Source organism: Xanthomonas sp. NCPPB 3582 (genome assembly GCF_041475735.2).
GTDB classification, from domain to species: domain Bacteria; phylum Pseudomonadota; class Gammaproteobacteria; order Xanthomonadales; family Xanthomonadaceae; genus Xanthomonas; species Xanthomonas codiaei.
Genome location: NZ_CM192968.1, coordinates 5,127,219 through 5,152,241, shown reverse-complemented (window position 1 = coordinate 5,152,241; position 25,023 = coordinate 5,127,219). Strand labels below are relative to the sequence as shown.

Below are 25,023 nucleotides of genomic sequence, written 5' to 3'. Positions count from 1 at the left end.
CAAAGTGTGATCATCTGTTGCTGGCTGCGGCGCGCAGCAAGGCGCCGTGCACGCAGCCCGGAAGTGAAAAGAGGATGGACCAGCCTAGCACCGCAGGCCGGCTTTTCCCAGACTTATTCACAGGTCCATCCACAGGATGCAGCGCTGTCGGTCACGGTGCAGGCGGCAGGGGAGTTGACCCGCGCTCATGCGGTCCTATAAGATTGCCGGTTCACCGTTTCCATTCATGCAGAGGGCCCCATGGCCACCAAGCGTACTTTCCAACCCAGCAACCTGAAGCGAGCACGCGACCATGGCTTCCGCGCACGTATGGCAACCGCCGACGGCCGCAAGATCCTGGCTCGCCGCCGCGCCAAGGGCCGCAAGCGCCTGAGCGCTTGATTGCCGCGCCGCTCCCTGCGGCCGAGGCAGTTCCTACCGTGAACGTATCGAACCCGTGCAGGCGATTTCCTCGCTCTGCGCGGGTTCGTACGCGTGCGCAATATACGATTGTCTTCGACACCGCGCGTCGGATCTCCGATCCGCTGCTCAGCCTGCATTGGCGTACCGGCGACACACCGCCGCGCCTGGGCATGGCGGTGTCGCGCAAGGTCGATACCCGCGCGGTCGGTCGTAACCGCATCAAGCGCGTCCTGCGCGATGCCATGCGCCACCTGCTGCCCGAACTGGCCGGTGGCGACTACGTGATTGTGGCGCGTTCGGCAGCCGCCAAGGCGACCAATCCACAGATTCGCGACGCCTTCGTGCGCCTGCTGCGCCGTGCCGGCGCATTGCCCCTGCCTGCCGCGCCCGGCACAATGCCGCCCGCCAGGATGCACCCATCCTCCCTTCCCCGACAGAGCCGGAACAGTAGTTCCGACTGAGCGAGTTGCTGCCCGATGAACCAGACCCGTGTTTTCCTGATTTTTGCCTGGCTGATGGTCGCGGCGCTGCTGTGGATGGAGTGGGGCAAGGACAAGGCGGCGGCTAATGCACCGGCCGCGGTGGCCACCCAGGCGGTGCCGGCGGCGCGCGATCCGGATGCCTCAGCGCCAGCGACCAATGTGCCTGCCGCCCAGGCGATCCCGCAGGCGGGCGTGCCGGGTGCAGCGCCGACGGCCACCAGCACCACGACAGCGACGCCGGCAGCGGCTGGCGCTGCGCCGGTCATCACGCTGACCTCGGACGTGCTGCGCCTGAAGCTGGATGGCCGCAGCGTCCTCGACGCCGAATTGCTGCAGTTTCCCCAGACCAAGGACGGCACCGAGCCGGTCAGCCTGCTGACCGAAGACCCGGCACACCCGTACAACGCCACCAGCGGCTGGGCCAGCGACAATCATTCGCCAGTACCGGGCGTGGGCGGCTTCCGTGCCGAGCAGCCGGGCACCACGTTCGAACTGGCCAAGGGCCAGAACACCCTGGTGGTGCCGTTTATCTGGAATGGCCCCAACGGCGTGTCGATCCGTCGCACCTTCACCCTGGAGCGCGGCCGCTATGCGATCTCGATCAAGGACGAGGTGATCAACAAGAGCGGTGCGCCGTGGAACGGCTATGTGTTCCGCAAGCTGAGCCGGGTGCCGACCATCCTCAGCCGCGGCATGACCAACCCGGACTCCTTCAGCTTCAACGGAGCGACCTGGTACAGCCCGCAGGAAGGGTATGAGCGCCGCGCGTTCAAGGACTACATGGACGACGGCGGCCTGAACCGCCAGATCACCGGCGGCTGGGTGGCGCTGCTGCAGCACCATTTCTTTACCGCATGGATTCCGCAGAAGGACCAGGCGTCGCTGTACGTGCTGGCCCAGGACGGCCCGCGTGACGTGGCCGAGCTGCGTGGACCGGCATTCACCGTGGCGCCGGGCCAGACCGCCAGCACCGAGGCACGCCTGTGGGTGGGCCCGAAGCTGGTCAGCCTGATCGCCAAGGAAGACGTGAAGGGGCTGGACCGCGTGGTCGACTACAGCCGCTTCTCGATCATGGCCATCATCGGCCAGGGCCTGTTCTGGGTGCTGAGCCACCTGCACAGCTTCCTGCACAACTGGGGCTGGGCCATCATCGGCCTGGTGGTGTTGTTGCGTCTGGCGCTGTATCCGCTGTCGGCCGCGCAGTACAAGTCCGGTGCCAAGATGCGCCGCTTCCAGCCGCGCCTGGCGCAGCTCAAGGAGCGCTACGGCGACGATCGCGTCAAGTACCAGCAGGCGACGATGGAGCTGTTCAAGAAGGAAAAGATCAACCCGATGGGCGGTTGCCTGCCGCTGCTGATCCAGATGCCGATCTTCTTCGCGCTGTACTGGGTGCTGGTGGAGTCGGTGGAATTGCGCCAGGCGCCGTGGTTGGGCTGGATCCAGGACCTGACCGCGCGCGATCCGTACTTCATCCTGCCGGTGCTCAACATCGCCATCATGTGGGCCACGCAGAAGCTGACCCCGACGCCGGGCATGGATCCGATGCAGGCCAAGATGATGCAGTTCATGCCGCTGGTGTTCGGCGTCATGATGGCCTTCATGCCGGCCGGTCTGGTGCTGTACTGGGTGGTCAACGGCGGCCTGGGCCTGTTGATCCAGTGGTGGATGATCCGCCAGCACGGCGAGAAGCCGAGCAAGATCATCCAGGCCAACGCCAAGTAAGTTCACCAAGGCCCGCCGCAAGGCGGGCTTTGTGCATGCCACCGCGCAGTATGTCGTCTCCATCGCCAAGGACGCCGTCGTGACCTCATCGCCGTTGCATCGCCTGTTGCTGTGCGCAAGTTGCGCGGGACTGCTGGCGTTGGCCGGCTGTGGCAGGCAGGATGCCGGCAGCCAGGCCGGCGCACCGGCAGCGGCCGCCGGTGCCGCACCGTCGCACGCCGATGGCGCCGATGCGCGGCCGCTGATTGCGCAACTGCGCGAACAACTGGACCGGCATCGCCGCATCATCGTGCTGCTGGCCGATGAGGCCAGGCAAAGCCCGCGCGATCGCGCCACCTCCAGCAGCGTGGGGCAGCAGTTGTTCCATGAAAATCTGCAGCAGCGCGAGCGCATCGCCGCACGCTTCGACACGGTGCTGGCATCCAGGGATCCAGCCCGCCTGACCACCATTGCCACGGTGCTGGATGAGGTGGAATCGGCGCCGGATCTGTACGATGCCGACCGCCTGGCGTTCGGCGAGGTGTTGCGCGATCTGCATGCGCGCATCGGCAAGGATTCGGCATTGCCGGCCGTCAAGCTGCACCAGCGCATCGGCGAGGATCTGGAGGCGCTGGATGAGATCGAGCGCAGCTACAACACCGAGCTGACCCAGATCTTCAGCCGCTTCGACCGCAGCCGCGCGATCGTGCCCAAGCGCGAGAAGTGGGACGACTACGTGGCGCATCTGCGCACGCTGTACACGCGCGAGACCATCCTGCGCGACCATGGCGTGGTGGAGCCATATCCGTTCTCCGCGCGCGACAGCGACAGCGAAGTGTTCGGCCGCGACCTGCCGCCCAAAACGGTGGTGCTGACCTTCGACGATGGCCCGCACAAGGCCTACACCGAAGAAATCGTGGCGATCCTCAAGCGCTACGACGTGCCCGGGGTGTTCTTCGAAGTGGGGCGCAACCTCGGTAGCCTGGATGCCAGCGGCAAGCCGCAACTCGCGCCGCTGTCGAAGATCAGTCATTCGCTGATGGAAGAAGGCTATGCGGTGGGCAACCACAGCCTTACCCACGCGCAGCTGTCCAAGACCACCGGCGATGCGCTGCGCAGCCAGGTGCTGGATACCGACACCTTGCTGCGTGCGGTGGACGACAAGCGCGCGCCGCTGTTCCGGTTTCCGTATGGCGCGCGCAATGCCGAAGGCCTGCAGCTACTGGGCGAAGCGGGCCTGAAATCGATCATGTGGAACATCGATTCGCTGGACTGGGCCGACCCGGTGCCAGAATCGATCGTGCAGCGTGTACTGGACCAGGTAAACAAGGAACAGCGCGGCATCGTGTTGTTCCATGACATCCACGACCGCGCGGTGAAGGCTCTGCCGCAAATCCTGGACCGATTGATTGCCGATGGCTACCAATTCGCCGGCTGGAACGGCCGCGAGTTTTCGGTAGCGCGTGCGCCCAGCGCGCTGGCCGATGCCACGGTGACCACCGGGTACGCGAACTCCTGGGCGATCGTGATCGGCATCGACGATTACGCGCACTGGCCCAAGCTGGAATATGCGGCCAACGATGCGCAAGCGATTGCCAGTACCCTGACCGGGCCACTGGGGTTTCCGTCCTCGCAGGTGATCGTGCTCAAGAATGCGCAGGCCACGCGCAACAACATCCTTGCCGCCTTCCACGACCGCCTCGGCGAAGGCCGTGCGCAGACCAACGACCGCGTGTTCGTGTTCTTCGCCGGGCATGGCGCCACGCGTCGGCTCGCATCGGGGCGCGACCTGGGCTACATCATTCCGGTCGATTCGGATCCGCAGCACCTGGCCAGCGACGCCATCGCGATGAGCGATCTGCAGAACATCGCCGAAAGCCTGCAGGCCAAGCATGTGCTGTTCGTGATGGATGCCTGCTACAGCGGACTGGGGCTGACGCGCGGCGGGCCGACGTCAAGCGCCTATCTGCGCGAAAACGCACGCCGCATCGCGCGCCAGATGCTCACCGCCGGTGGCGCCGATCAACAGGTGGCCGACAGCGGGCCGAACGGGCATTCGGTCTTTACCTGGGTGCTGCTGCAGGCGCTTGCCGGCAAGGGCGATCTCAATGGCGATGGCCTGATCACCGGCACCGAGCTGGCCGCGTATGTGGCACCGGCAGTGTCGGCGGTCTCGGCGCAGACGCCGGCGTTCGGCAGCCTGCCCGGATCGCAGGGCGGTGAGTTCGTGTTCCAGGTGCCGAGCGGCGAAGAATTCCTCACTGCCGACACCGCGCAGCTGTCGGCCGATGCGATCGCGCTCAACGGGCGCGTGGAGGCTGCACGTCCCGCGCCGGCCCCGGCCGGTACCGCCGCCACCGCGGCGCCGGTCACGGTGAAGACGCTGCAGGGCGGCGAAGCCAGGCTGGTACTGCCGACGGCGGTCAAGAGCAGCGACCGCCAACGCGCGCAGCTGGCCAACGAGCGCGGCCTGCAGCTGTACAAGGAAAAGCGTTATGCCGATGCCGCCGAACAATTTGCCGAAGCATTGAAGCTGCGTCCGGACTTCGCGCTGGCCGCCAACAACCTGGGCTTTGTGTATTACCGTCAGCAGCGCTATGCCGAAGCCGCGCGGTGGCTGGAAAACACCTTGAAGATCGACCCCTCGCGCGCAGTGGCCTATCTCAATCTTGGCGATGCCTATGCCAAGGCCGGCGATCGCGAGAAGGCGCGCAAGGCGTACTCCACCTATCTGGAACTGCAGCCGCAAGGCAGCGGTGCGGAACAGGCGCGTACCCAGCTGCAGTCGCTGTGATTCCATACGGCTGACGCGTTGCAGCGAAGCTTGTCAGCAGAACGCGCCCCGGGATGGAGGCGCGTGATACGCAAAGGACGCGCATCGGCTGGATGCCACCACCTGCCGCGCGGCCGCTGCATCGCCGCGCCGGTCTTCTTCAATCCATTCCAGAGCAGTGTCCATGTCGTCTTCCACGTCCACCATCGTTGCCATCGCCAGTGCCGCCGGAGCCGGTGGCGTGGGAATCGTGCGCCTGTCCGGGCCGCAGGCGCTGCAGATCGCGGCGGGACTGAGCATTGCGCCGATGCAGCCACGGCAGGCGCAGTACGCGCGCTTCCGCGATGCGCAGGGCGAGGTCATCGACGATGGCATCGCGCTGTGGTTCAAGGCGCCACGCAGCTTTACCGGTGACGACGTGGTGGAGCTGCAGGGCCACGGCAGCCCCGTGTTGTTGCGCCAGTTGGTGGCGCGCTGCGTTGCGCTGGGCGCACGCCAGGCGCGTGCGGGTGAGTTCAGCGAGCGCGCCTTCCTCAACGGCAAGCTCGACCTGGCCCAGGCAGAAGCCATCGCCGACCTGATCGCCGCCGGCGATGTGCGCGCGGCACGTGCCGCGCGGCGTTCGCTGGATGGCGTGTTCTCGCGCCGCATCGGGGCGGTGAGCGAGCAGCTGACGCGACTGCGCGTGCATGTGGAGGCGGCGATCGATTTCGCCGACGAGCCGCTCGACACCCTGGGTGGTTCGCAGGTGCGCGACGGGCTTCAGCAGGCGCGGACAGTGCTGGCACAGCTGCTGCGCGACGCAGAACGCGGACGCAAGCTGCGCGATGGCCTGCATGCGGTGTTGATCGGCCCACCCAATGCCGGCAAGAGTTCGCTGCTCAATGCATTGGCCGGCAGCGACCGTGCGATCGTCACCGATGTCGCCGGCACCACCCGCGATACCTTGCATGAAGCCATCCAGCTCGATGGTTTCGAACTGACCCTGGTCGATACCGCCGGCCTGCGCGACGGCGGAGATGCGATCGAGCGCGAAGGCATGCGCCGCGCGCGCGCCGAGCTCGAACGTGCCGACCTGGCGCTGGTGGTGCTGGATGCGCGCGACCCGCAGGCTGCGCGCGATGCCATCGGCGATGCCATCGACGCGGTGCCACGCCAGCTATGGATCCACAACAAATGCGACCTGCTGGCCGACAGCACGCCGTTGGGCAGCGATGCGATTGCGGTTTCGGCCATCACCGGGCAGGGCCTGGAGCAATTGCACACCCGGCTGCGCGACCTGGCACTTGGCGATGTAAGCGACAGCGCCGAAGGCGAATTCTCCGCGCGCACCCGCCATGTGGAAGCGCTGCGCCGCGCCGAACAACACGCCGATGCCGCCGACCTGGAGCTGGGTTTCGAACAACTCGAACTGGCCGCCGAAGAACTGCGCTTGGCACATGCAGCACTGGGCGAGATCACCGGCAAGATGAGCGCCGACGAGTTGCTGGGCCAGATCTTTTCGAGCTTCTGCATCGGCAAGTGACGCGGCATGGCGATGCCTATGTCGCCATCCTGACCACCTTGCCCATGGGACGTGGCCTGCCAGTGTTGAGCGCATCGGCGTCATGCATCCATCGACAGGCGAGCCCCAATGCCTGGACGCTCCACTCCGGGTGCGTTACATCACGCCGGGTAACACGGTCTGCGACGCGGCACTCTCTGCGGCACAGGCTGTTGCGGCAGCGGAAGGCAACGGTGTTGCGCGCGCCTTGTCGATCTCCTTACGTGCCGCCGCCAGGTCTTTCTCGAACGCTGGGTTGCCATGCAAGGCGGCGACGGTGGCCGCGCCCATGATGCGACCCTGGATGACATCGCTTTGCCAATGCACGTTGCAGACCAGGCGGCTATCGCCGAAGGCGCGGCCGCGTGCCAGGAGTGCATCGCGCTGGGCCGTGGCGATCTCCGACAGGATCAGGCCCCAGGCCCAGCCGATGGCGGTGTGGCCGGACGGATAGGAGCCGTTCTTGCGCAGGCCGGCATCGTCGTCGGGCGTGCATATCGGCTGTGCGTTGCGCATGAACGGACGCGGGCGCTGGTAGTGCGCCTTGGCAGCGCTGGTGCTGGTACTGGCGTCGCGCATGCTGCGCTCGAGCAGACGCAGCAGGTGTGGGGTGGCGGCCTGGTCGACCTGCACGCCGAGCGCGCAACCGAAGGAGTTTGCGGCGGCAGGAAAGCTCAGCACGGCATCCCGTGCGGCCAGATCCCAACGCGGTGTGCCGCGCAGGGCGAGCATGGCCTTGGCGACGGCCTCGTCGTTGGCGAGCGCAGCGCTGCCGTCCGCCGGTGGCGCTGGCACCAGGCGCAGGCTGTCGGGCAGCTGTGAGGTGTCCAGGTAACCGCGGGCGTCGGTGGCGATCACCGAGCCTGCCGGGGCGGCAGGTTGCCGCGCACCTGCCATGTCGCTGCCGAACAGTAGCGCGGCGATGGCGATGCCTGCCAGCGTCGGCGGCCAGCGGCGGGCGATGCGGTGGGACATGGGCAATTCCTCGGAACGGCACGGCTGCAAGAGCACGCAGATTACGACGCGCAGATGACAGCTGCATGCCGGCACGACGCAGCTGCGGCGCGGCATGCGCACCGACTGTCGCGGCACTGTCATCTGATCGTCGTATCGACGCAAGACAGCTGTCGCACGCTTGCCGCCATCTTTTGACTCGTCCCCCCACGCCTCCCATGCCCAAGACCCATCTCCTCAGTGCTGCCGTGTTCACCGCGCTCGTGTTGTCGCCGGCGGTGCAGGCGGCCGACACACCGGCCGACGTGTCGGCCGATGCCACCGCCGCCGCGGACACCGTGCAGCAGCTCGATGCGGTGTCGGTGATCGGCCAGGGCGAAACCCGCCAGGTGCAGCGCATCACTGTCCAGGACGTTCCGGTGCTGCCGCCGGGCACCAGCATCCAGAAGCTGCTCAACCGCATGCCGGGCGTGAACGTGCAGGCCAACGATGCCTTCGGCGCCAACGAGGAGTCGCAGACGATCAGCCTGCGCGGGTTCAACGGCACGCGTCTGGGTTACACGCTGGACGGGCTGCCGCTGGGCGACAACGCCTATGGCAACTACAACGGCCTCAACATCAGCCGCGCGTTGATCGCGGAAAACTTCGGTGGCGTGGAGCTGGCCTCTGGCATCGGTGCGCTTGGCACCGCGTCCACCAGCAACCTGGGCGGCACCATCCAGTACTACTCGGCCGATCCGTCCAGCGTGTTCGGTGGGCAGGTGGCGCAGACGGTGGGTTCGGACGCCAACCGGCGCACCTTCCTGCGCGTGGATACCGGCGACTACAACGGCTTTTCGGCGTACCTGTCCGGCATCAACGCAGAAGCGGACATGTGGGCGCGTCCGGAATCGCCCACCACCACGCGCCAGTTCAACGCCAAGGGTGTGTATCAGTTCGACGGCGGCAAGCTGACCGCCTTCGCCGATACCTCGCGCACCTCGCAGGCCGATTACTCCTATCTGTCCAAGAGCGGCATGGCGCGCGGACTGGGGTGGGACTGGAACCTGTACGCGCCAGACTGGAACCGCGCCCTGGCGGCGGCGTACTGCGCGCCGGCCACGCGCAACCCGGCGCGCTGCGGCTTCAGCGGCGGCGTGGACAACATCGACGATGCGTACTACCAGAGCCGCGCGCTGCGCGACGACGACCTGTTCTACGTGGCCGGCGACTTCCAGCCCAACGAGGCGATCAGCCTGCACACCCAGGTCTATCACCACGAAAACAAGGGCCAGGGACATTGGTGGTCGCCGGGCCAGGCCTCCAATCCTGGCACGCCGCAGGCACTGCCGATCTCCATCCGCAGCACCAACTACTGGATCAACCGCACCGGCGGCATCGCCTCGCTGGGCTGGAACCTGGGTCCGCACCATCTGGAAGCCGGGCTGTGGTACGAGCGCAACCACCACGATGTGGAGCGCAATTTCTACTGGATCACCGGGCCGGTGGACGACGACAAGTTCCTGCAGAACCCCAACCGCCGCCTGTTCTCGCAGAACTACGTGATCACTACGCGGCAGTTCTACGTGCAGGGCAACTTCAAGTTCCTCGATGAGCGCCTGAGCCTGGACCTGGGCATCAAAAGCCCGAGTACCGAAATGACAGCGCGCGCGACGCCGGGCCTGGCGGTGGAAGCGCCGGTGGCGACCGGCACCCTCAAGGCCAGCGAATCGGTGTTGCCGCAGGTCGGGCTGGGCTATCGGCTTGCCGAGGGCCAGGAACTGTTCGCCTCGTACGCGGAGAACATCGCCGCGTTCCAGGGCGGCGGTGCCGGCGGCCCGTTGCTGGTGACGCAGGCATCGTTCGATGCCAGCGTGGGCGCGCTGGAACCGGAAAAGTCGCGCACGCTGGAGGCCGGCTACCGCTTCGTGCGTGACCGCTTCGAGGCCTCGCTGGTGGGCTACGACGTCACATTCGACAATCGCCTGCTCTCGCTCAACCCCTGCGCCAGCATCCAGCAGGGCACCTCGCCGGCATGCACCACGCGCTTCTTCAACGTGGGCTCGGTGAGCAGCCGCGGTGGCGAGCTGACGGTGATCTGGAAGCCCACCAGCTCCCTGCAGTGGTACAACTCGGCCTCGATCAACCGCTCCACCTACGACGACAACTACGTGCAGAACGGCGTGGTGATTCCCACTGCAGGCAAGTACACGGTGGATATTCCCAAGCGCATGTTCGCCAGCGAGCTGGCCTTCAATCACGGGCCGTGGAATCTCAACCTGCGCGGCAAGTACACCGGCGAGCGCTTCTACACCTACACCAACGACCAGGGCTTTGGCGGCTACACCTCCTTCGATGCCGGTGCCGGCTACGCATTCGGCCAGGTCGGTGTGCTGCAGGGGCTCAAGCTCTCGCTCAATGTCACCAACCTCACCGACAAGCGCTACGCCTCCAACCTCACCGCGTTCGCCAACAGCGATCCCAATGGCCGTCAGCTGGCCTTCCACGCCAGTGCGCCGCGGCAGGTGTTTCTGACCCTGGATGCGAAGTTCTGAGGATGGGATTCGGGATTCGGGAGCCGGGAATCGCAAGAGCGCGTTCGCGGTTGCTCACTGACTTCTGATTTCCGAGGTCCGTCGATGCGGACCGGCTAGAGTGGTCAACAAGACGTCTTGCGCGGTTGTCGGGCGGGTGTGGACGTGGGATGTACAGTCGTATTTCCTGCGTCGCGCATTGGCCAGTCCCGCCCGGCGGCCTGCGTCGATTCGATCGCTGTTTTTCGTTGGAGATAGGCATGATGCAGTTCGGTCGTATCTGGCTGGTGGGGGCGATGATGGTTGGCATGAGCGGCCCAGCGCTTGCCGAAGCACCGTTGGCCAAGACGGTGCAGATCCTTGCGCACCGTGGTGCCAGCGCGTTGCGCCCGGAACACACCCTGGCGTCCTATGCCAAAGCCATTGTCGATGGCGCGGATTTCGTCGAGCCGGATCTGGTGTCCACCAAGGATGGGGTGCTGGTGGCGCGTCACGAGAACGAGATCGGCGGCACCACCGATGTGGCCAGCCACCCGGAGTTCGCCGCACGCAAGACCCGCAAGACCATCGATGGCCAGGTGATGGACGGCTGGTTCACCGAAGACTTCACGTTGGCCGAATTGAAGACCTTGCGTGCACGCGAGCGCTTGCCGCAATTGCGTGGCACGCGCTGGGACGGCCAGTTCCAGATCGTGACCTTCGAGGAGATCATCGATTTCGTCGCGGCCGAATCGGCGGCGACCGGTCGCACGGTCGGGCTGATCCCGGAGATCAAGCATCCGAGCTATTTCGTCGCGCTCGGTCTGCCGATGGAAGACAAGGTGCTGGCCGCGCTGCACGCGCACACCTATACCCAGACCGCACCGGTGGTGATCCAGTCGTTCGAGACCGGCAATCTGCGCTATCTGCGCGGCAAGATCGGGCGCGCCGGCAATATCCGTCTGCTGCAACTGCTGGGCGGGCCGCAGATGCCACTCCCCGATGCCGGCATCGGGGCAGCACCTAGGACCTATGGTCAGATGATCACGCCCGACGGGCTGAAGCAGATTGCCGGCTATGCCGATGCGATCGGCCCGGACACGCGCAGCATCATTCCGTTGGACGCGCAGCAGCGCCTGGGTCGACCGACCAGCCTGGTGCGCGATGCGCACGCAGCTGGATTGCAGGTGCAGCCGTACACCTTTCGGCCGGAGAACTATTTCCTGGCCGCTGACAACCGCAGCGGCGACGCGCCGACCGCACGCAACGAGGCCGGTGCGCTGGCGGAACTGCAACGGTATCTGGACACCGGCATCGATGCCTTCTTCGCCGACGACCCGGGCCTGGCGCGGCGTGCGTTGAACGGGACAGCGTCGCGCTAAGCATTGCTTTGGTAGGAGCGCGCCTGAGCGCGACGGGGCGTTGCCAGTGAGCTTCATCGCGCAGCCGCGCGCGGTACAACGGCACGGGTCCGATGGCGATGCACCACCACACATTCGTTGCGGCGCCTCGGCGCTCCCGCCAGCGCTTGGGCACGCCGCCATGCGAGGCGGCAGACAGCATCGACGGGGTTGATGTTCGTCTGAAGAGAGCAGCTGTACCCGGCGATCGCTCGCGCGCACGTGTGGCACCCGTCAACAAGCGCGGGCATGGGCGCGGCTGGGCATCCTGGTCATGCGCTGTCGCGCGCAGGCACGCTCCTACGGGGAACCCAGGGTCGTCTCGGTCAGCGTTCCACGCGGGCACTAACTCCCCGGCGGCCGCTCGCGCGGTGGGAAGTGCAGCACCACGTTTTCCGAACCGTCGTCCTGGCGTTGCCACAGCACCGGTACCTGACGCGGTGGCGGCGGTTCCAGCATGGCGTGCTCGGGGTTGCTCACCTCCCAGGCAGCGTCTTCGTCCTCGTCGTCCCAGCTATAGCGCGGCCTGGCCTGCTGCGGGTCGCGCAGGCGCAGCAGCAGCGCGGCGACCAGGCCGGCCACCGCGCCGCCCAGATGCGATTGCCAGGACACCCCAGCTTCGTGCGGCAGGATGGTCATCAGCATGCCGCCGTAGAACAGGAAGGCGATCAGGCTGGTGGCGATCGCCGGGCGGTCGCGCCGCAGCAAGCCCAGCACGAACACCAGGAACATCAGGCCGTGGGTGATGCCGCTTGCGCCGAGATGGCGGCTGCCGGGCTCGCCCAGCAGCCACGCGCCCAGCCCCGAGCCCAGCCACAGCAACGGCAGCGACAGGGCGGTGGCGCGCGGGTACACGCTGCCGGCCAGGGTACCCAGGATCAACAGCGCAGCGGCGTTGGCGCCCAGATGCGCGAGCGAGCCGTGCAGCAGCGGGGCGGTGAGGATGCCGATCAGGCCGTCGGCCTGCAGCGGCGCCACCGCCCAGGCGCGCCAGTCGAAGGCATCCTGCGCGGTGAACACCGCCACCAGAACCACCACCGCCGCAAGGCTGAGGTTGAAGGCGCGCAGCACCCGCGAGCGGTCCAGGCGGCTCTGGGTGGCGAGGTCGGGGGCGAGAGAGGGCGTTGTCATGCATTCACGGATGGCGGCGCGCAGGTTTTTTACAAGCCCAACGAACGTGGGATAAGCAGACCCGGCGACGGAATAATCCAGCCCCGGCGCGGATCTGTGGCGGCTCGGCCTGCGCGTTATCACGGACGATCTGCGGTTTGGCTGCAGGGCCCTTGCCCGCCCACCATCGCGGGACACGCTGCAAGTACGTCCTTGTAAGCTCTTACGCGGCATCCATGCCGCGTAAGGTCCCGCGACGGTGGGCGGGCAAGGACCAGTCGAGATGGTCGGTGTGCATGGTTGCCAGCAGCGCAGGCTGCGCCACGATTCCCGATTCCCGATTCCCGATTCCCGATTCCCGATTCCCGATTCCCGATTCCCGATTCCCCAATCCCCAATCCCCAATCCCCAATCCCCAATCCCCAATCCCGAATCCCGAATCCCGAATCCCAGCCCGTCAGTGCCCGGCCGGCTTGGGCGGGCGCAGCACGCTCAGCACGATGGTCGCGATCAGGATCGCCACCACCACGCCCAGCGACACCAGCACCGGGATCTTGTACAGGTCGATGATCATCATCTTGGTGCCGATGAACACCAGGATCACCGCCAGCCCGTACGGCAGCAGGTGGAAGCGGTCGGCCATGCCGGCCAGCAGGAAGAACATCGCGCGCAGACCCAGCACCGCGAACACGTTGGAGGTGAGCACGATGAACGGGTCGGTGGTGATGGCGAAGATCGCCGGGATGCTGTCCACCGCAAAGATCACATCGATCACCGCGATCAGGATCAGCACCACGAACAGCGGCGTGAACCAGCGCTTGCCGTCCTTGATCACGCTGAGCAGATTGCCGTGGTATTGCGGGCTCAGGCGCAGGTGTCCGCGCATCCAGCGCAGCACCGGGTTGCTTTCCAGATCCGGCTCCTTGCCAGCGGAAAACCACATCTTGATGCCGGTCAGCAGCAGAAACGCGCCGAACACGTAGAGCAGCCAGTGGAACTTGGCCAGCAATAGCGAGCCGGCGAAGATCATGATCGCGCGCAGGACAATCGCGCCCAGCACGCCGATGATCAGCACGCGCTGGCGCTGCTCCTCGGGGACGCCGAAGTAGGTCATCACCATCAGGAACACGAAGATGTTGTCGACCGCCAGCGATTTCTCCACCAGGTAGCCGGTGAGGAATTCCAGCCCGATCCGGTCGGCAGCCGCATCGCCCAGGCTGCCCTGCAGGTACCACCACAGCCCGGCGTTGAAGGCCAGCGCCAGCAGCACCCAGCCGATACTCCACCAGGTGGCTTCCTTGAAGGTCACCTTGTGCGCGCCGCCGTGCCGCATCAGCACCAGATCGACCATCAGCGCCACGATCACCACGACCGCGAAGCCACCCCATAACCACACATTGCCAATGGTTTGCATAAGACATCCCGAAAAGTGAAACGACCTGGACAGCCGCTGGGGCTGAGGCCTTGTGACACGGAAATCGTGGATTCCGGGTGACGGACCTTCGCCTGCGCGGCGAAGGTCTCGCTCACAACCGGCCTGGCCGGTTGCCGTTGCACCGGAGCGCCTGACGACAGGGCTCGTAATGACGGCGACAACGCTGGGAGCTACTCCCCTTCTGCGCCCGATTCTGCGTGCCCGGGGCAGGCACGTCAATCCAGCCGGATACAATGGGCCGATGAATACTCCTGTCCCCGTCGTCCGACTCAAGAATGCGTGGCGCTCCAGCCACCCGTGGATCTTCCAGAAGCTGGTGGAAAAGCCCGCCGCCAAGCCCAAGCCCGGCACCATCGTCGATGTGGTCGGCGTGGACGGCGAGTGGGTCGGCCGCGGCTTCTACAACGGCCATTCGCGCATTGCCGTGCGCATCCTGGAAACCGACCAGGCAGTGCCGGTGGATGCGGGCTGGTTCGCGCGCAAGATCGCCGCGGCGGTGAGCCTGCGCCGCGACTGGCTCAAGCTCGACGGCGTCTCCGACGCCTGGCGCGTGGTGCACAGCGAAGGCGATGGGCTGTCCGGCCTGGTGGTGGACCGCTACGGCGACCTGGTGGTGGTGGAGTTCTTCGCCGCCGGCATGTTCCGCCACCGCGAATGGATCTACGAGGCGCTGCGCGAACAGTTCCCGGGCTGCCGCTTCCACAGCTTCGCCGACGAACACGTGCAGAAGCAGGAGAGCTTCGATTTCCACGGCAATACCACCACCGAAGCGGCGGTGATCACCGAGCATGGCATCAGGTTCCGCGCCGACCCGGCCGGCGCGCACAAGACCGGCTTCTTCGCCGACCAGCGCGACAACCGCCAGTGGCTGAGCGAGCAGGTCGAAGGCAAGAGCGTGCTGGACCTGTGCTGCAACACCGGCGGGTTTGCGGTGTATGCCGCTGCCCGTGGTGCGGCCGAGGTGCTGGGCGTGGATATCGACGAAGACGTCATCGCCATCGCCAAGGGCAACGCCAAGCTCAACAACGTGCGGCCCAAGTTCGTGCAGGCCGACATCTTCCCGTGGCTGCGCGATGCGGCCAACCGCGGCGAACAGTTCGACGTGGTGATCCTGGACCCGGCCAAGATGACCCGCGACCGCGATCAGGTGATTCCGGCGCTGAAGAAGTACCTTGACATGAACAAGCTGGCGCTGGGCGTGGTCAAGCCAGGCGGCCTGTTCGCCACCTTCTCGTGCACCGGGCTGGTGGCCGAGCAGGAGTTCCTGGACATGCTGCGGCGTGCTTCCTACTTCTCCGGGCGCACCATCCAGATCCTCAAGGTGGCCGGCGCCGGCCCCGATCATCCATTCATGGCGCACGTGCAGGAGTCGCGGTATCTCAAGGCCGTGTTCTGCCGGGTAGTGTGATGGCGGCAGCTGCGAGGCAGCGGGCAATGCGCAAGGCCCGCTGCCTGCTTGTGCAGGTCGGTGGCAGTGCAGGAGTGAGTGCCAAAGGACGCCACCACGCCGTGGCGGCGCTCAGGCGGTAGTGCGGGGCGGTCTCGTACGAGCGAGCCGCATCGCGTGAGGTGCGATGTTGCAGGCAGCGCAGGCGTTTCTGTTATCGGGAATGCCGCAACCAGGCAACGCCTGTGCGCCCGCTGGCACTGGTCGATCGCAGCGCGCGGCAGCCGGGAGTTCAACGCAGACAGTCACTAGGGAGCGGCAGCCGATGAGGTCCAGCGACAAAGACGAACGCAAGGCCCTGCGCCGGCTGCTGCGCGAGATCGAGCGGCCCGGTGCCAGCCTGCTGGCCAGCAACTGGCCGGTGTTCGGCGTGTGGTTGCTGTTCTCCGGAGCCTTCATGTATCTGTTCCAGACCGGCACCAGCTCGCCGCTGCATCCGCTGCTGCTGGCACTGGGCTCGACCTGCCTGGGCGTGTTCGGTGCGTGGGTCGTGTTCCGCGCGGTGTGGGCACGGCAGTGGCCGCATGTGCGCGAGCATATCGATGTGGCCAGCGTGCGCGCACGCCTGGCCGAACTGGACGACTGACAGCGCCCGGATCCCCGCTCACCGCTGCGCGGATGCGCTGCGGGGCGCCATGTCCTGGCGCACCCGCTGCGGGTTTCGCCCGCGCCGGGGCGAGCGACGGCTGAGCGGCCGCGCGGGGTATCACCAGCCGGCCGGCCGCGCGGTGATTTCCGGCACCGCCTGGCGCAGGTCGGCGCCAAACTCGGGATTGCGCATGGTCGCTTCGTCGGCATAGCCGTAGAACACGCCCTGGCCGGGCGTGGTGCCTTGGCGCAATTCCAGGTCGCCGCGCACCTGGGTGGTGCCGGCGATGCTGACCGTGCCGAAGGCGCCCGGGCCCATGAACACGGTATTGGCCTGCGCATTGGCACCGATGCTGGCGCCGGGGTGCCACACGGTCAGCCCGCCGAGCACGGCATTGCCCTGCACGGTGCCGCCCATCACGGTGGCATGGCCCTCGATGCGCGCATTGCCCAGCACGTTGCCGGCCAGCACGCGTGCGAACGGGCCCACATAGGCGGTGGAGGCGACATTGGCGGTATTGGCGACCCAGCCGCCGCCATTGGCGTGGCGACGGCCCACCGGGGTGGGCGTGGGCGCATTGGGCTGGCTGCCGGCCGGGGCCGCGTTGGTCAGCGTCACGCTCCATGGATAGCGGTAGATCGCGTAGTACGACTGGTCCCACTTGATCTTCTGCATGGTGCTGGGCGCGCCCATCACCATCAGGTACACCGCGCGGTCGCCACTGCGCAGGGCAACGCCGAGGCTGGCCTTGGCGCCACGCTGCAGCGCGCTGTAGCGCGCCTTGCCGGCGCTGTCGATGGTCACCACGCCCCAGCGCCAGTCCGAATCGGGCAGCGGAATGCTGGGCGGGTCGGTGGCCAGGCCGGGCAGGGCGGTGACGGCCGGCGCGCTCTGTACCTGGCCTTCGAACGCGACCTGGATGCTGCTGGCGCCGCTGGCGGGAATCAGCTGCACCAGGTTGTAACCCCAGCGCTGCGGTGCCCACTCGAACGGCACCCGGTAGCGATTGGCCTGGCCTGCCACCGGATCGAGCACGGTCATGCGCAGCGCGCGGTCGCGGTTGTCCCAGTCCTGCGTGCGTTGCGGGTCGAAGGACAGGTTGCTGCCGTAGCGGGCGCGGTACAACGCACCCTGGTCGCTGCCATCGGGGTTGGTGTAGTCCCAGTTGACGTTGCGCATGGCCCAGTCGCCGAACACATCGTTCATCTGCGACTGGCTCCAGCCCATGTTGGCCTTGATCACCGAGAACGGGTCGGCGGTGCGCTGCCCGGCCTCGCCCGGCTTGGGCGCCTTGGCCCACAGGTCGTTGATGATGGCGTAGCCGAACCGGTTCTTCAGGTACTCCATGAACTGCCAGTTGCAGTAGCGATCGCGGGTGGAGCCCAGATACACGTGCGGGTAGTTCACCAGCATGCTCGAGCAATGCACGTCGCTGGAATGGAATTCCGGCAGCTGGTGGGTCATCCAGTTGGCGTGCGATTCCCAGATCCAGCCGCTGTAGTCGGAGTCGCGCATGCCCAGGGTCTGGCCTTGCAGGGCATGGGTGAGTTCGTGCGCCAGGCCCCAGTGGTCGCGCAGGCCGCCCGGTGCCATCCACATGCCCATGCCGCCACTTCCGGTCACGCCGCCGCTCAGGCCGAAGCTGGGATCCAGATGCAGGCTGGCCTTGTACTTGGTCGTGCTGTTGCACGACGGTTCGGGGAATTGCAGGCGGTTGATGAAGGTGTCCCAGACCATTTCCAGATGCTCGCCGGCGGCGCGCACATCCGCATCGGACACGCCATTACCGTTCCAGCGGAAGGCAAAATGCGTGGTTTCGTAGCGCACCGGCGGCATGCCGGCTTCGTTGCTGCGGGCGACCCAGCTGCCCGCGGTGCAGGCTGCGCTGGCGGTGGACGCCGCGCCCAGGCCGGCGGCGATCAGGGCAAGACTCAACAGGCGCCGGGGCAGCGCGCGCGATGCGATGGACATGGGGTTCTCGTGGAAAGGTGGGGTGCACACGCCCGCAACGCCTGCAAAACGTGCGGCGCTGTTGAGCTCGGGAGGGGGAATGCCGGCCGCTGGATGCGCCGGCCGCGCAAGTGTGCGCAGCGGCGAACGCGGCGCAATTGATCCATAGGTGTATTTTTCATAACTGCAACGAACTAAGCGCTCGCGATGTGGTGCGGGTTGGACTTGCGCGCGCTGCCGACCTGCGTTGTGGCCGGCAGTCCATGCGGCTTGCGCTGCGTGGGTGGGCACCGACCCAGCGCGGCAGCGCGTTGACCAGCATCCCCGGGTCAACCTCACACTGAAGGGCGCCGCAGCCTCCCCGCCACGGTGCCGACCCCGTGCTGCGCCAGCGGCCCCGTCCTGAAACGAGTGACCACATGAAGATCGTGATCGCACCCGATTCCTACAAGGAAAGCCTGTCCGCGCTGGAGGTGGCCACCCAGATCGAAGCCGGCTTCCGCGAGGTGTTTCCCGATTGGCGCTACACCAAGGTGCCGATGGCCGATGGCGGCGAAGGCACGGTGGACGCCCTGGTGGCGGCCACCGGCGGCCGGGTGGTGGAGTGCACCGTCAGCGGCCCGCTGGGCACGCCGGTGCCGGCGTTCTTCGGGCTGACCGGCGATGGCCGTACCGCGGTGATCGAAATGGCCGCCGCCAGCGGCCTGGCGCTGGTGCCGGCGGCCGCGCGCGACCCGCTGCGCACCAGCACCGCCGGCGTGGGCGAGCTGATCCTGGCCGCGCTGGATGCCGGTGCGCGGCGCTTCATCATCGGCATTGGCGGTAGCGCCACCAACGACGGCGGCGCCGGCATGGCGCAGGCACTGGGCGTGCGCTTGCTGGATGCGCACGGCGGGCCGATCGACGCCGGCGGCGCGGCGCTGGCCGCGCTGGCGCGGATCGACACCGACGGCCTGGACCCGCGGCTGCAGGGCTGCCATATCGAAGTGGCTTGCGATGTGGACAACCCGCTGATCGGCCCGACCGGCGCCTCGGCGGTGTTCGGGCCGCAGAAGGGCGCCACCCCGGGCATGGTGCGCCAGCTCGATGCCAACCTGCAGCACTACGCCGACCTGCTGGAGCGCGACCTCGGCCTGCGCCTGCATGGCCTGCCCGGCGGCGGCGCGGCCGGCGGGCTGGGCGCCGGGCTGGTGGCGTTCCTGGGCGCCCAGCTGCGGCCCGGGGTGGAGATCGTGGCGCAGGCGCTGGGCCTGGAGACACTCATCGCCCAGGCCGATCTGGTGATCACCGGCGAAGGCCGGCTGGACAGCCAGAGCCTGCACGGCAAGACCCCGCTGGGCGTGGCGCAGCTGGCGCAGCGGCATGCCACGCCGGTGATCGCCATCGCCGGCTGCCTGGGCACTGGCGCCGGGCTGCTGCATGGCCATGGCATCGATGCGATGTTCGCGGCGGTGCACCGCGCCTGCACCCAGGAGCAGGCGCTGGCCGAGGCGGCCGACAATGTGCGTAGTGCCGCGCGCAACGTGGCGGCCGCGCTGCAGGTGGGCAGGGCGCTGGCGGTGCCGGCCCCTGCTGCGGCGCGTTAGCCGAGCCACACGCCAGCGCTGCGCCTGCCGGCGTTGCCCTGAAGACGGCTGCACCTGGCGCTGCAGCTGCGCGGTAAGTGCGCACACCTGGGGCACCGGCGCGCGAGGCCACCACCGCACCAGGCAAGCTGCGCGCTGGTGCACGCAATGCGCCTGCGGAGTCCCTGGCCGGCTCGGCTAGACTGCGCCGATGACTTTCGCCGAGCCAGCTTTCCCTTGAACCCGCGCGATGCCGCATCGTCTGTTTCCCCCGGCGAAGCCGAGCGCCTGGCCCGCCTGGCGTTGTTGCAGGTGCTCGATACCGGGTCCGAACCGTTCTTCGATGCCCTGGCCGCCGCCGCGCAGGCCATCGCCGGCACGCCGATCGCGCTGGTGTCGCTGGTGGACGAACACCGGCAATGGTGGAAGGCCAATATCGGCTTGCCGGGCGCGTCCGAAACCCCACGCGAGCTGGCCTTCTGCGCCCACGCCATCCAGGGTGATGCGGTGATGGAGGTGCCCGATGCACCGGCCGACCCGCGCTTCAGCCATAACGCCCTGGTCACCGACGCGCCCGGCATCCGCTATTACGCCGGCGCCCCGATCGTGTTGTCCGATGGCCTGCGCATGGGCACCGTGTGCGTGATCGACCAGTGCCCGCGTCAGCTGCAGCCGGCCCAGCTGGAGGCCCTGCAGCAACTGGCCCGGGTGGCCGCCGAAGGGCTGGAGCAGCGCCGCTTGATGCTCGAGCGCGCCGACACCAACGCCCGCCTTCAGCAGCGGCTGCGCGAGAGCGAGGCATTCCTGGAGCGCACCGGGCGGGTAGCCGGCGTGGGCGGCTGGGAAGTGGATGTCGGCACCGGCACGCTGACCTGGTCGGACGAGACCTGCCGGATGCACGACCTGCCGCCGGGCTACCAGCCCACCCTCGGCGAAGCCATCGCCTTCTACCCGCTGGAAGCGCGCGCGGTGATCACCGAGGCGGTGGACACCTGCGTCAACGAGGGCATTCCCTGGGACCTGGAACTGCCGTTGATCAGCAGCACCGGTCGCCACCTGTGGGTGCACAGCACCGGTGCGGTGGAACACGTGGATGGCCGCATGCGCCTGATCGGCGCGATCCAGGACGTCACCGACCGCCACCGTGCGGTGGATGCGCTGGCCGCCAGCGAGCGCAAGTTCCGCAAGATGTTCCAGTACAGCCTGGGCCTGATCTGCACCCACGACATGGAGGGCCGGCTGATCAGCGTGAACCCGGCGGCGGCACGCTCGCTGGACCGCCGCGTGGAGGAGATGGAGGGCTGCTCGCTGTTCGAGCTGATCCGCCCGGAGCGGCACGGCGGCCTGCGCGGTTATCTCTCGCGCATGGTGCTCGACGGCCAGGACTCGGGGGTGATCGAGCTGGTCGCCGGCGATGGCAGCCTGCGCCACTGGCAGTACCACAACGTGCTCGACGTGGAGGCCGATGCCACCCTGGTGCTGGCCCATGCCCAGGACATCACCAGCCAGCGCCAGCAGGAAAGGCAGCTGATGGAGTGGTCGTTCACCGATCCGCTGACCAATTGCTTCAACCGCCGCTTCCTGGACGACCTGGACAAGCGCGACGCCAGCGTGCGCTGGGGCTGCGTGGTGGTGGATCTGGACAAGTTCAAACTGGTCAACGACACCTACGGTCACCAGCGCGGCGATGAAGTGCTGGTGCAGATGGCCTGGTTCCTCAATCACCCGCTGCGTCGCCAGGACCACCTGGTGCGGCTGGGCGGCGATGAATTTCTGGTGCTGCTGCACGAGGCCAGCGAGCCGCAGCTGGAAGAGCTGGTGCGCACCTACAGCGCGGCCAGCGACGAGGCGCCGATCCTGTTCACGCTGGGCACCGCCTTGCGCCGGCCGGGCGAGGCACTGACTGCCGTGGTCGACCGCGCCGACCATTCGCTGTACGCGACCCGGCGCGCACGGCGTGGCACGGGCGTCAACGACCAGCGCTAGCCTCGGCCGATCCGATCTCCACACGCTCGATGACGAGTTCTACAACAGCCGCCTGTTCAGCCCGATCGGGCGCGAGATCGCGGCGGAATACGTGTTCGAGTGTTTGAGTGCGGCCAAGCGGGCGTCGCGCGCGATGCTCGGGCCGGTACCGACGGCGCCTGAAACCGCGTCATCCACGCGGTGGTTGCCGCACCGTGTGCTGGCAGCGCGCGCGATCGTTCGATCGGTTGCACGAAGACGACCAACTCCCACGCTGCGGCGCAGCGCTGGCTGCGCGCGGTGCGCCCGCAGTGGACGCCCACGCCGGTGCCTGCCGATCCCAAGCGGCCCTCGCCGCCATCTGTTGCTGAGGGTGTTGTGGGGTTGGTGGTTGTTCGCGCACCCTTGGCGTGCCGGTCCACGCACCTTGCAGCGGCCGGCATGCGTCATTCCACCTGCGGCCTCGGTCGCCCTCTCTCCGAGGTGTCCTGCATGTTCCCTGTCGTTGCTTCCCATCGCGCCTGGTCGCGTCTTCCGTCAACGCCGCTGTGGCGCCGCGCTGCCGCCGGCATGTGTCTGCTCGGCATGCTGATCGCACCCCCGCTGGCTGCGCAGGACCCGGCGCAGGTCAACACCTTCATCGGCAGCAAGGACGACGGCAATACCTTCCCCGGTGCGTCGGCACCCTTCGGCCTGATCCAGGTCAGCCCGATCGGCGCGCACTACGCCGGCTGGCGCTACGACGACCCCAGCATCCGCGGCTTCGGGCATTCGTTCCTGTCCGGTGCCGGTTGCTGGGAGCAGGGCGGACAGGTGTCGATCCTGCCGGTGACCGGCCGCATCGGCCCCGGCGGCGACTTCGACACCAACGATGCCAAGGCCTTCGACCAGAAGCGCTATGCCGCGCGCTACACGCACGACGGCGAAGTGGGCCAGGCCGGCTACTACAAGGTGCGGCTCACCGATTACGGCGGCATCGATGCCGAAGCCAGCGCGCTCACCCGCGCCGCGGCCGAGCGCTATACCTTCGCACCCGGCGCCGACACCGGCCATGTGCTGGTCAACGTGGCCCAGGCCAACGACCGCCATGTGGTGATCGGCAGCCAGGTGCAGGTGATCGGCGACCGCGTCGTGGAAGGCAAGCTGGTCACCCAGAGTTTCTGCGGCGGCCACGAATACACCACCTGGTTTCGATTGGAATTCGATCGCCCGTTCACCGCGCACGGCATCTGGGGCGAGGACGGCGGCGTGCCCGGCGCGCGTCATGGCATGGGCGGCGAACTCAAACCCAATGGCGCCTGGCTCAGCTTTCCGCTGGGCACCGGCAAACACGCGCGTGCGGTGACCGTGGTCAGCGCCATCTCGCATGTGGATGCCGAAGGTGCCCGCACCAACCTGCGCACCGACGGCATGCAGGGCGGCAAACCGCTGAGCCTGGAGCAGATGCGCCAACGCGCGCAGCAGGCCTGGCGCCGGGAACTGGCCAGCCTGCAGCTGGAGGGCGCCAGCACCGATGACCGCAGCGTGGCCTATACCGCGCTGTACCACGCGCTACTGCAACCGCTCACCGGCAGCGATGCCGATGGCCGCTACCGCGGCTATGACGACGCCATCCACCGCGCCGATGGCTGGACCTACTACGAATACTTCTCGCTGTGGGACACCTATCGCTCGCAGAACCAGTTGCTGGCGCTGCTGCGCCCGCAACGTGCGCGCGATATCGGCCGCTCGCTGCTGGCCATCCATCAGCAGGGCGGCTGGTTGCCGCGCTGGGGTTACGCCAACTACGACACCAACATCATGACCGGCGATCCGGTCACGCCCTTCCTGGTCGACCTGTGGCGCTTCGGCGCGCTGCAGGGCAATGAAGCCGACGCGTATGCGGCGCTACGCCAGAACGCCTTTGGACAACCGCCGATCAACTCGCGCCACGCCGGGCGCTCGGGCAATGCGAGTTATCTCGCCAATGGCTTCGTGCAATACGACCGCGCGTTTCCGTCCAAGGGCATGGACGTGGACCCGCACCACGGCGGCTCGGCCACGCTGGAATACGCGCTGGCCGATTGCGCGCTGGCGCAGATGGCCGCTGCGCTGGGCCATGCGCAGGACAGCGCACAGCTGCGCCAACGCGGCGGCAACTGGCACCGCGTCTGGGACGCCAGCGTGCGCGATGCCGACACCGGTTTTGCCGGCTTCCCGCGTCCGCGGCTGCAAGACGGCAGCTGGTACGCGCCGTCCAACGACCAGTACAGCCCACGCTCGCAGCACGGCTTCCACGAAGGTACCGCCTGGCAATACCAGTGGCTGGTGCAGCAGGACATCCCCGGCATGCTGCAGGCCATGCACGGCAGCGAACAGGCAGGCAAACGCCTGGACACCTTCTTCGCCTACGACGACCTGCTCAAGGACCCGCTCAACGGCGCGCGCTCGCACTGGGTGGTCGGCCCGTACAGCTATTACAACCAGTACCGCTACAACCCCAACAACGAACCGGACCTGCATGCGCCGTGGATGTACACGTTGATCGGCCAGCCGTGGAAGACCGCCACCGTGGTGCGCGCCGCGCAGCAGCTGTTCACCAACGCGCCCAATGGCGTCACCGGCAACGACGACCTCGGCACGATGTCGGCCTGGTATCTGTTCAGTGCGCTCGGGCTGTATCCGGCGGTGCCGGGCAGCGGGCAATTCCTGCTGCACACCCCGCGCTTCAAACGCGCCACGCTGGACCTGGGCAATGGCAGGCGCCTGCGCATCGATGCCCCCGGCGCCGACGGCCGCGCGCTGCAGTACGTGGAAGGCGTGCGCCTGAACGGCAAACCGCAGCCGCAGGTATTCCTGGATTGGGCGCAGTTGCAGCAGGGCGGCACGTTGTCGTTTGCGCTCACCAACCGCGCCCCGACCCAAGGCTGGGGCACCCAAGCGGACGCATTGCCTACCTCGTTCTGCGCCACGCCTGCAGCAGCGCAGTGAGCAGCACGTGCTCCTGACCCGCCGGATGCCCTGATCCGTCAGACCGGCGGATGAGAGCCCCTCCCCCATCGGGAGAGAGGGGCTCGTTGCTCCCTTCTCCCGTTGGGAGAAGGTGCCCCGAAGGGGCGGATAAGGGTACGGGGCGAAGCCACTGGCCAAGCCGGATGACACCAGGCTTGGTCCGTTCTCCCGGGGGGAAAGGGTACAGCTCGCCTACATCGCTTCATTCTTGAAGGCGCGTCGCG

15 protein-coding genes and 1 pseudogene are annotated in these 25,023 nt (G+C 67.3%); 12 read left to right on the top strand and 4 right to left on the bottom strand.

What is annotated here, in order from left to right:
* Positions 1 to 240: 240 nt before the first annotated feature.
* The 5 genes and pseudogenes from rpmH (at position 241) to mnmE (ending at position 6,883) form a co-directional block, all read left to right on the top strand.
* Positions 241 to 381: a 50S ribosomal protein L34 gene (gene rpmH, locus ACCQ05_RS21895; RefSeq protein ID WP_002805908.1), complete on the top strand. Its 141-nt coding sequence runs from the start codon at positions 241 to 243 to the stop codon at positions 379 to 381.
* Positions 382 to 419: 38 nt separating this feature from the next.
* Positions 420 to 853: pseudogene (rnpA, locus tag ACCQ05_RS21890) on the top strand (ribonuclease P protein component).
* Positions 854 to 878: 25 nt separating this feature from the next.
* Positions 879 to 2,606, top strand: coding sequence for a membrane protein insertase YidC (gene yidC, locus ACCQ05_RS21885; RefSeq protein WP_372392509.1), 1,728 nt, complete (start codon positions 879 to 881; stop codon positions 2,604 to 2,606).
* 79 nt (positions 2,607 to 2,685) lie between these two features.
* Positions 2,686 to 5,379, top strand: a complete 2,694-nt coding sequence (locus tag ACCQ05_RS21880; RefSeq protein WP_372394236.1) for a polysaccharide deacetylase family protein — start codon at positions 2,686 to 2,688, stop codon at positions 5,377 to 5,379.
* A gap of 163 nt (positions 5,380 to 5,542) precedes the next feature.
* Complete coding sequence (gene mnmE, locus ACCQ05_RS21875; RefSeq protein WP_372392508.1) at positions 5,543 to 6,883, top strand: tRNA uridine-5-carboxymethylaminomethyl(34) synthesis GTPase MnmE; 1,341 nt, start codon at positions 5,543 to 5,545, stop codon at positions 6,881 to 6,883.
* Positions 6,884 to 7,018: 135 nt separating this feature from the next.
* Here mnmE and ACCQ05_RS21870 read toward each other — a convergent pair whose 3' ends face one another.
* The gene (locus ACCQ05_RS21870) at positions 7,019 to 7,876 is read right to left on the bottom strand and encodes an acid phosphatase (RefSeq protein ID WP_372392507.1); all 858 of its coding nucleotides are present in this window, start codon (positions 7,874 to 7,876) and stop codon (positions 7,019 to 7,021) included.
* A 197-nt stretch (positions 7,877 to 8,073) separates the two neighbouring features.
* Between ACCQ05_RS21870 and ACCQ05_RS21865 the strand changes: the two genes are divergently transcribed.
* Both ACCQ05_RS21865 and ACCQ05_RS21860 read left to right on the top strand, forming a co-directional pair.
* Entirely contained in the window at positions 8,074 to 10,389 is a 2,316-nt protein-coding gene (locus ACCQ05_RS21865) for a TonB-dependent receptor (protein WP_372392506.1), read from the top strand.
* Between the two features lie 239 nt (positions 10,390 to 10,628).
* Positions 10,629 to 11,729 carry a glycerophosphodiester phosphodiesterase gene (locus ACCQ05_RS21860; protein ID WP_372392505.1) on the top strand — a complete coding sequence of 367 codons (1,101 nt, stop codon included), beginning with the start codon at positions 10,629 to 10,631 and terminating at the stop codon, positions 11,727 to 11,729.
* A 363-nt stretch (positions 11,730 to 12,092) separates the two neighbouring features.
* Here ACCQ05_RS21860 and ACCQ05_RS21855 read toward each other — a convergent pair whose 3' ends face one another.
* Entirely contained in the window at positions 12,093 to 12,878 is a 786-nt protein-coding gene (locus tag ACCQ05_RS21855) for a rhomboid family intramembrane serine protease (RefSeq protein ID WP_372392504.1), read from the bottom strand.
* Positions 12,879 to 13,314: 436 nt separating this feature from the next.
* Positions 13,315 to 14,271, bottom strand: coding sequence for a TerC family protein (locus tag ACCQ05_RS21850; RefSeq protein ID WP_104543647.1), 957 nt, complete (start codon positions 14,269 to 14,271; stop codon positions 13,315 to 13,317).
* A gap of 262 nt (positions 14,272 to 14,533) precedes the next feature.
* Between ACCQ05_RS21850 and ACCQ05_RS21845 the strand changes: the two genes are divergently transcribed.
* A complete protein-coding gene (locus tag ACCQ05_RS21845) occupies positions 14,534 to 15,700 on the top strand; it encodes a class I SAM-dependent rRNA methyltransferase (RefSeq protein WP_372392502.1) in 1,167 nt (388 codons plus the stop codon).
* A gap of 304 nt (positions 15,701 to 16,004) precedes the next feature.
* Positions 16,005 to 16,325 (top strand): hypothetical protein, encoded by a 321-nt coding sequence (locus ACCQ05_RS21840; RefSeq protein ID WP_104543651.1) that lies wholly within the window; start codon positions 16,005 to 16,007, stop codon positions 16,323 to 16,325.
* 120 nt (positions 16,326 to 16,445) lie between these two features.
* Here ACCQ05_RS21840 and ACCQ05_RS21835 read toward each other — a convergent pair whose 3' ends face one another.
* On the bottom strand, positions 16,446 to 18,299 hold the full coding sequence (locus ACCQ05_RS21835; protein ID WP_372392501.1) for an Svx/AvrXca family virulence/avirulence protein: 1,854 nt from the start codon (positions 18,297 to 18,299) through the stop codon (positions 16,446 to 16,448).
* 398 nt (positions 18,300 to 18,697) lie between these two features.
* Here ACCQ05_RS21835 and ACCQ05_RS21830 point away from each other — a divergent pair, with 398 nt between their 5' ends.
* From ACCQ05_RS21830 to ACCQ05_RS21820, 3 genes are all read left to right on the top strand, one after another.
* Positions 18,698 to 19,864 carry a glycerate kinase gene (locus tag ACCQ05_RS21830; protein ID WP_372392500.1) on the top strand — a complete coding sequence of 389 codons (1,167 nt, stop codon included), beginning with the start codon at positions 18,698 to 18,700 and terminating at the stop codon, positions 19,862 to 19,864.
* Between the two features lie 153 nt (positions 19,865 to 20,017).
* Positions 20,018 to 21,829 (top strand): sensor domain-containing diguanylate cyclase, encoded by a 1,812-nt coding sequence (locus ACCQ05_RS21825; protein ID WP_372394231.1) that lies wholly within the window; start codon positions 20,018 to 20,020, stop codon positions 21,827 to 21,829.
* Between the two features lie 471 nt (positions 21,830 to 22,300).
* On the top strand, positions 22,301 to 24,778 hold the full coding sequence (locus ACCQ05_RS21820; RefSeq protein WP_372392499.1) for a GH92 family glycosyl hydrolase: 2,478 nt from the start codon (positions 22,301 to 22,303) through the stop codon (positions 24,776 to 24,778).
* The last annotated feature ends 245 nt before the right edge of the window (positions 24,779 to 25,023 follow it).

What these genes read in the sequence shown, in the direction of transcription:
- rpmH (WP_002805908.1), top strand. Translation starts at nt 241, where the DNA reads ATGGCCACCAAGCGTACTTTCCAACCCAGCAACCTGAAGCGAGCACGC.
- yidC (WP_372392509.1), top strand. Translation starts at nt 879, where the DNA reads ATGAACCAGACCCGTGTTTTCCTGATTTTTGCCTGGCTGATGGTCGCG.
- mnmE (WP_372392508.1), top strand. Translation starts at nt 5,543, where the DNA reads ATGTCGTCTTCCACGTCCACCATCGTTGCCATCGCCAGTGCCGCCGGA.
- ACCQ05_RS21870 (WP_372392507.1), bottom strand. Translation starts at nt 7,876, where the DNA reads ATGTCCCACCGCATCGCCCGCCGCTGGCCGCCGACGCTGGCAGGCATC.
- ACCQ05_RS21865 (WP_372392506.1), top strand. Translation starts at nt 8,074, where the DNA reads ATGCCCAAGACCCATCTCCTCAGTGCTGCCGTGTTCACCGCGCTCGTG.
- ACCQ05_RS21860 (WP_372392505.1), top strand. Translation starts at nt 10,629, where the DNA reads ATGATGCAGTTCGGTCGTATCTGGCTGGTGGGGGCGATGATGGTTGGC.
- ACCQ05_RS21855 (WP_372392504.1), bottom strand. Translation starts at nt 12,878, where the DNA reads ATGACAACGCCCTCTCTCGCCCCCGACCTCGCCACCCAGAGCCGCCTG.
- ACCQ05_RS21850 (WP_104543647.1), bottom strand. Translation starts at nt 14,271, where the DNA reads ATGCAAACCATTGGCAATGTGTGGTTATGGGGTGGCTTCGCGGTCGTG.
- ACCQ05_RS21845 (WP_372392502.1), top strand. Translation starts at nt 14,534, where the DNA reads ATGAATACTCCTGTCCCCGTCGTCCGACTCAAGAATGCGTGGCGCTCC.
- ACCQ05_RS21840 (WP_104543651.1), top strand. Translation starts at nt 16,005, where the DNA reads ATGAGGTCCAGCGACAAAGACGAACGCAAGGCCCTGCGCCGGCTGCTG.
- ACCQ05_RS21835 (WP_372392501.1), bottom strand. Translation starts at nt 18,299, where the DNA reads ATGTCCATCGCATCGCGCGCGCTGCCCCGGCGCCTGTTGAGTCTTGCC.
- ACCQ05_RS21830 (WP_372392500.1), top strand. Translation starts at nt 18,698, where the DNA reads ATGAAGATCGTGATCGCACCCGATTCCTACAAGGAAAGCCTGTCCGCG.
- ACCQ05_RS21820 (WP_372392499.1), top strand. Translation starts at nt 22,301, where the DNA reads ATGTTCCCTGTCGTTGCTTCCCATCGCGCCTGGTCGCGTCTTCCGTCA.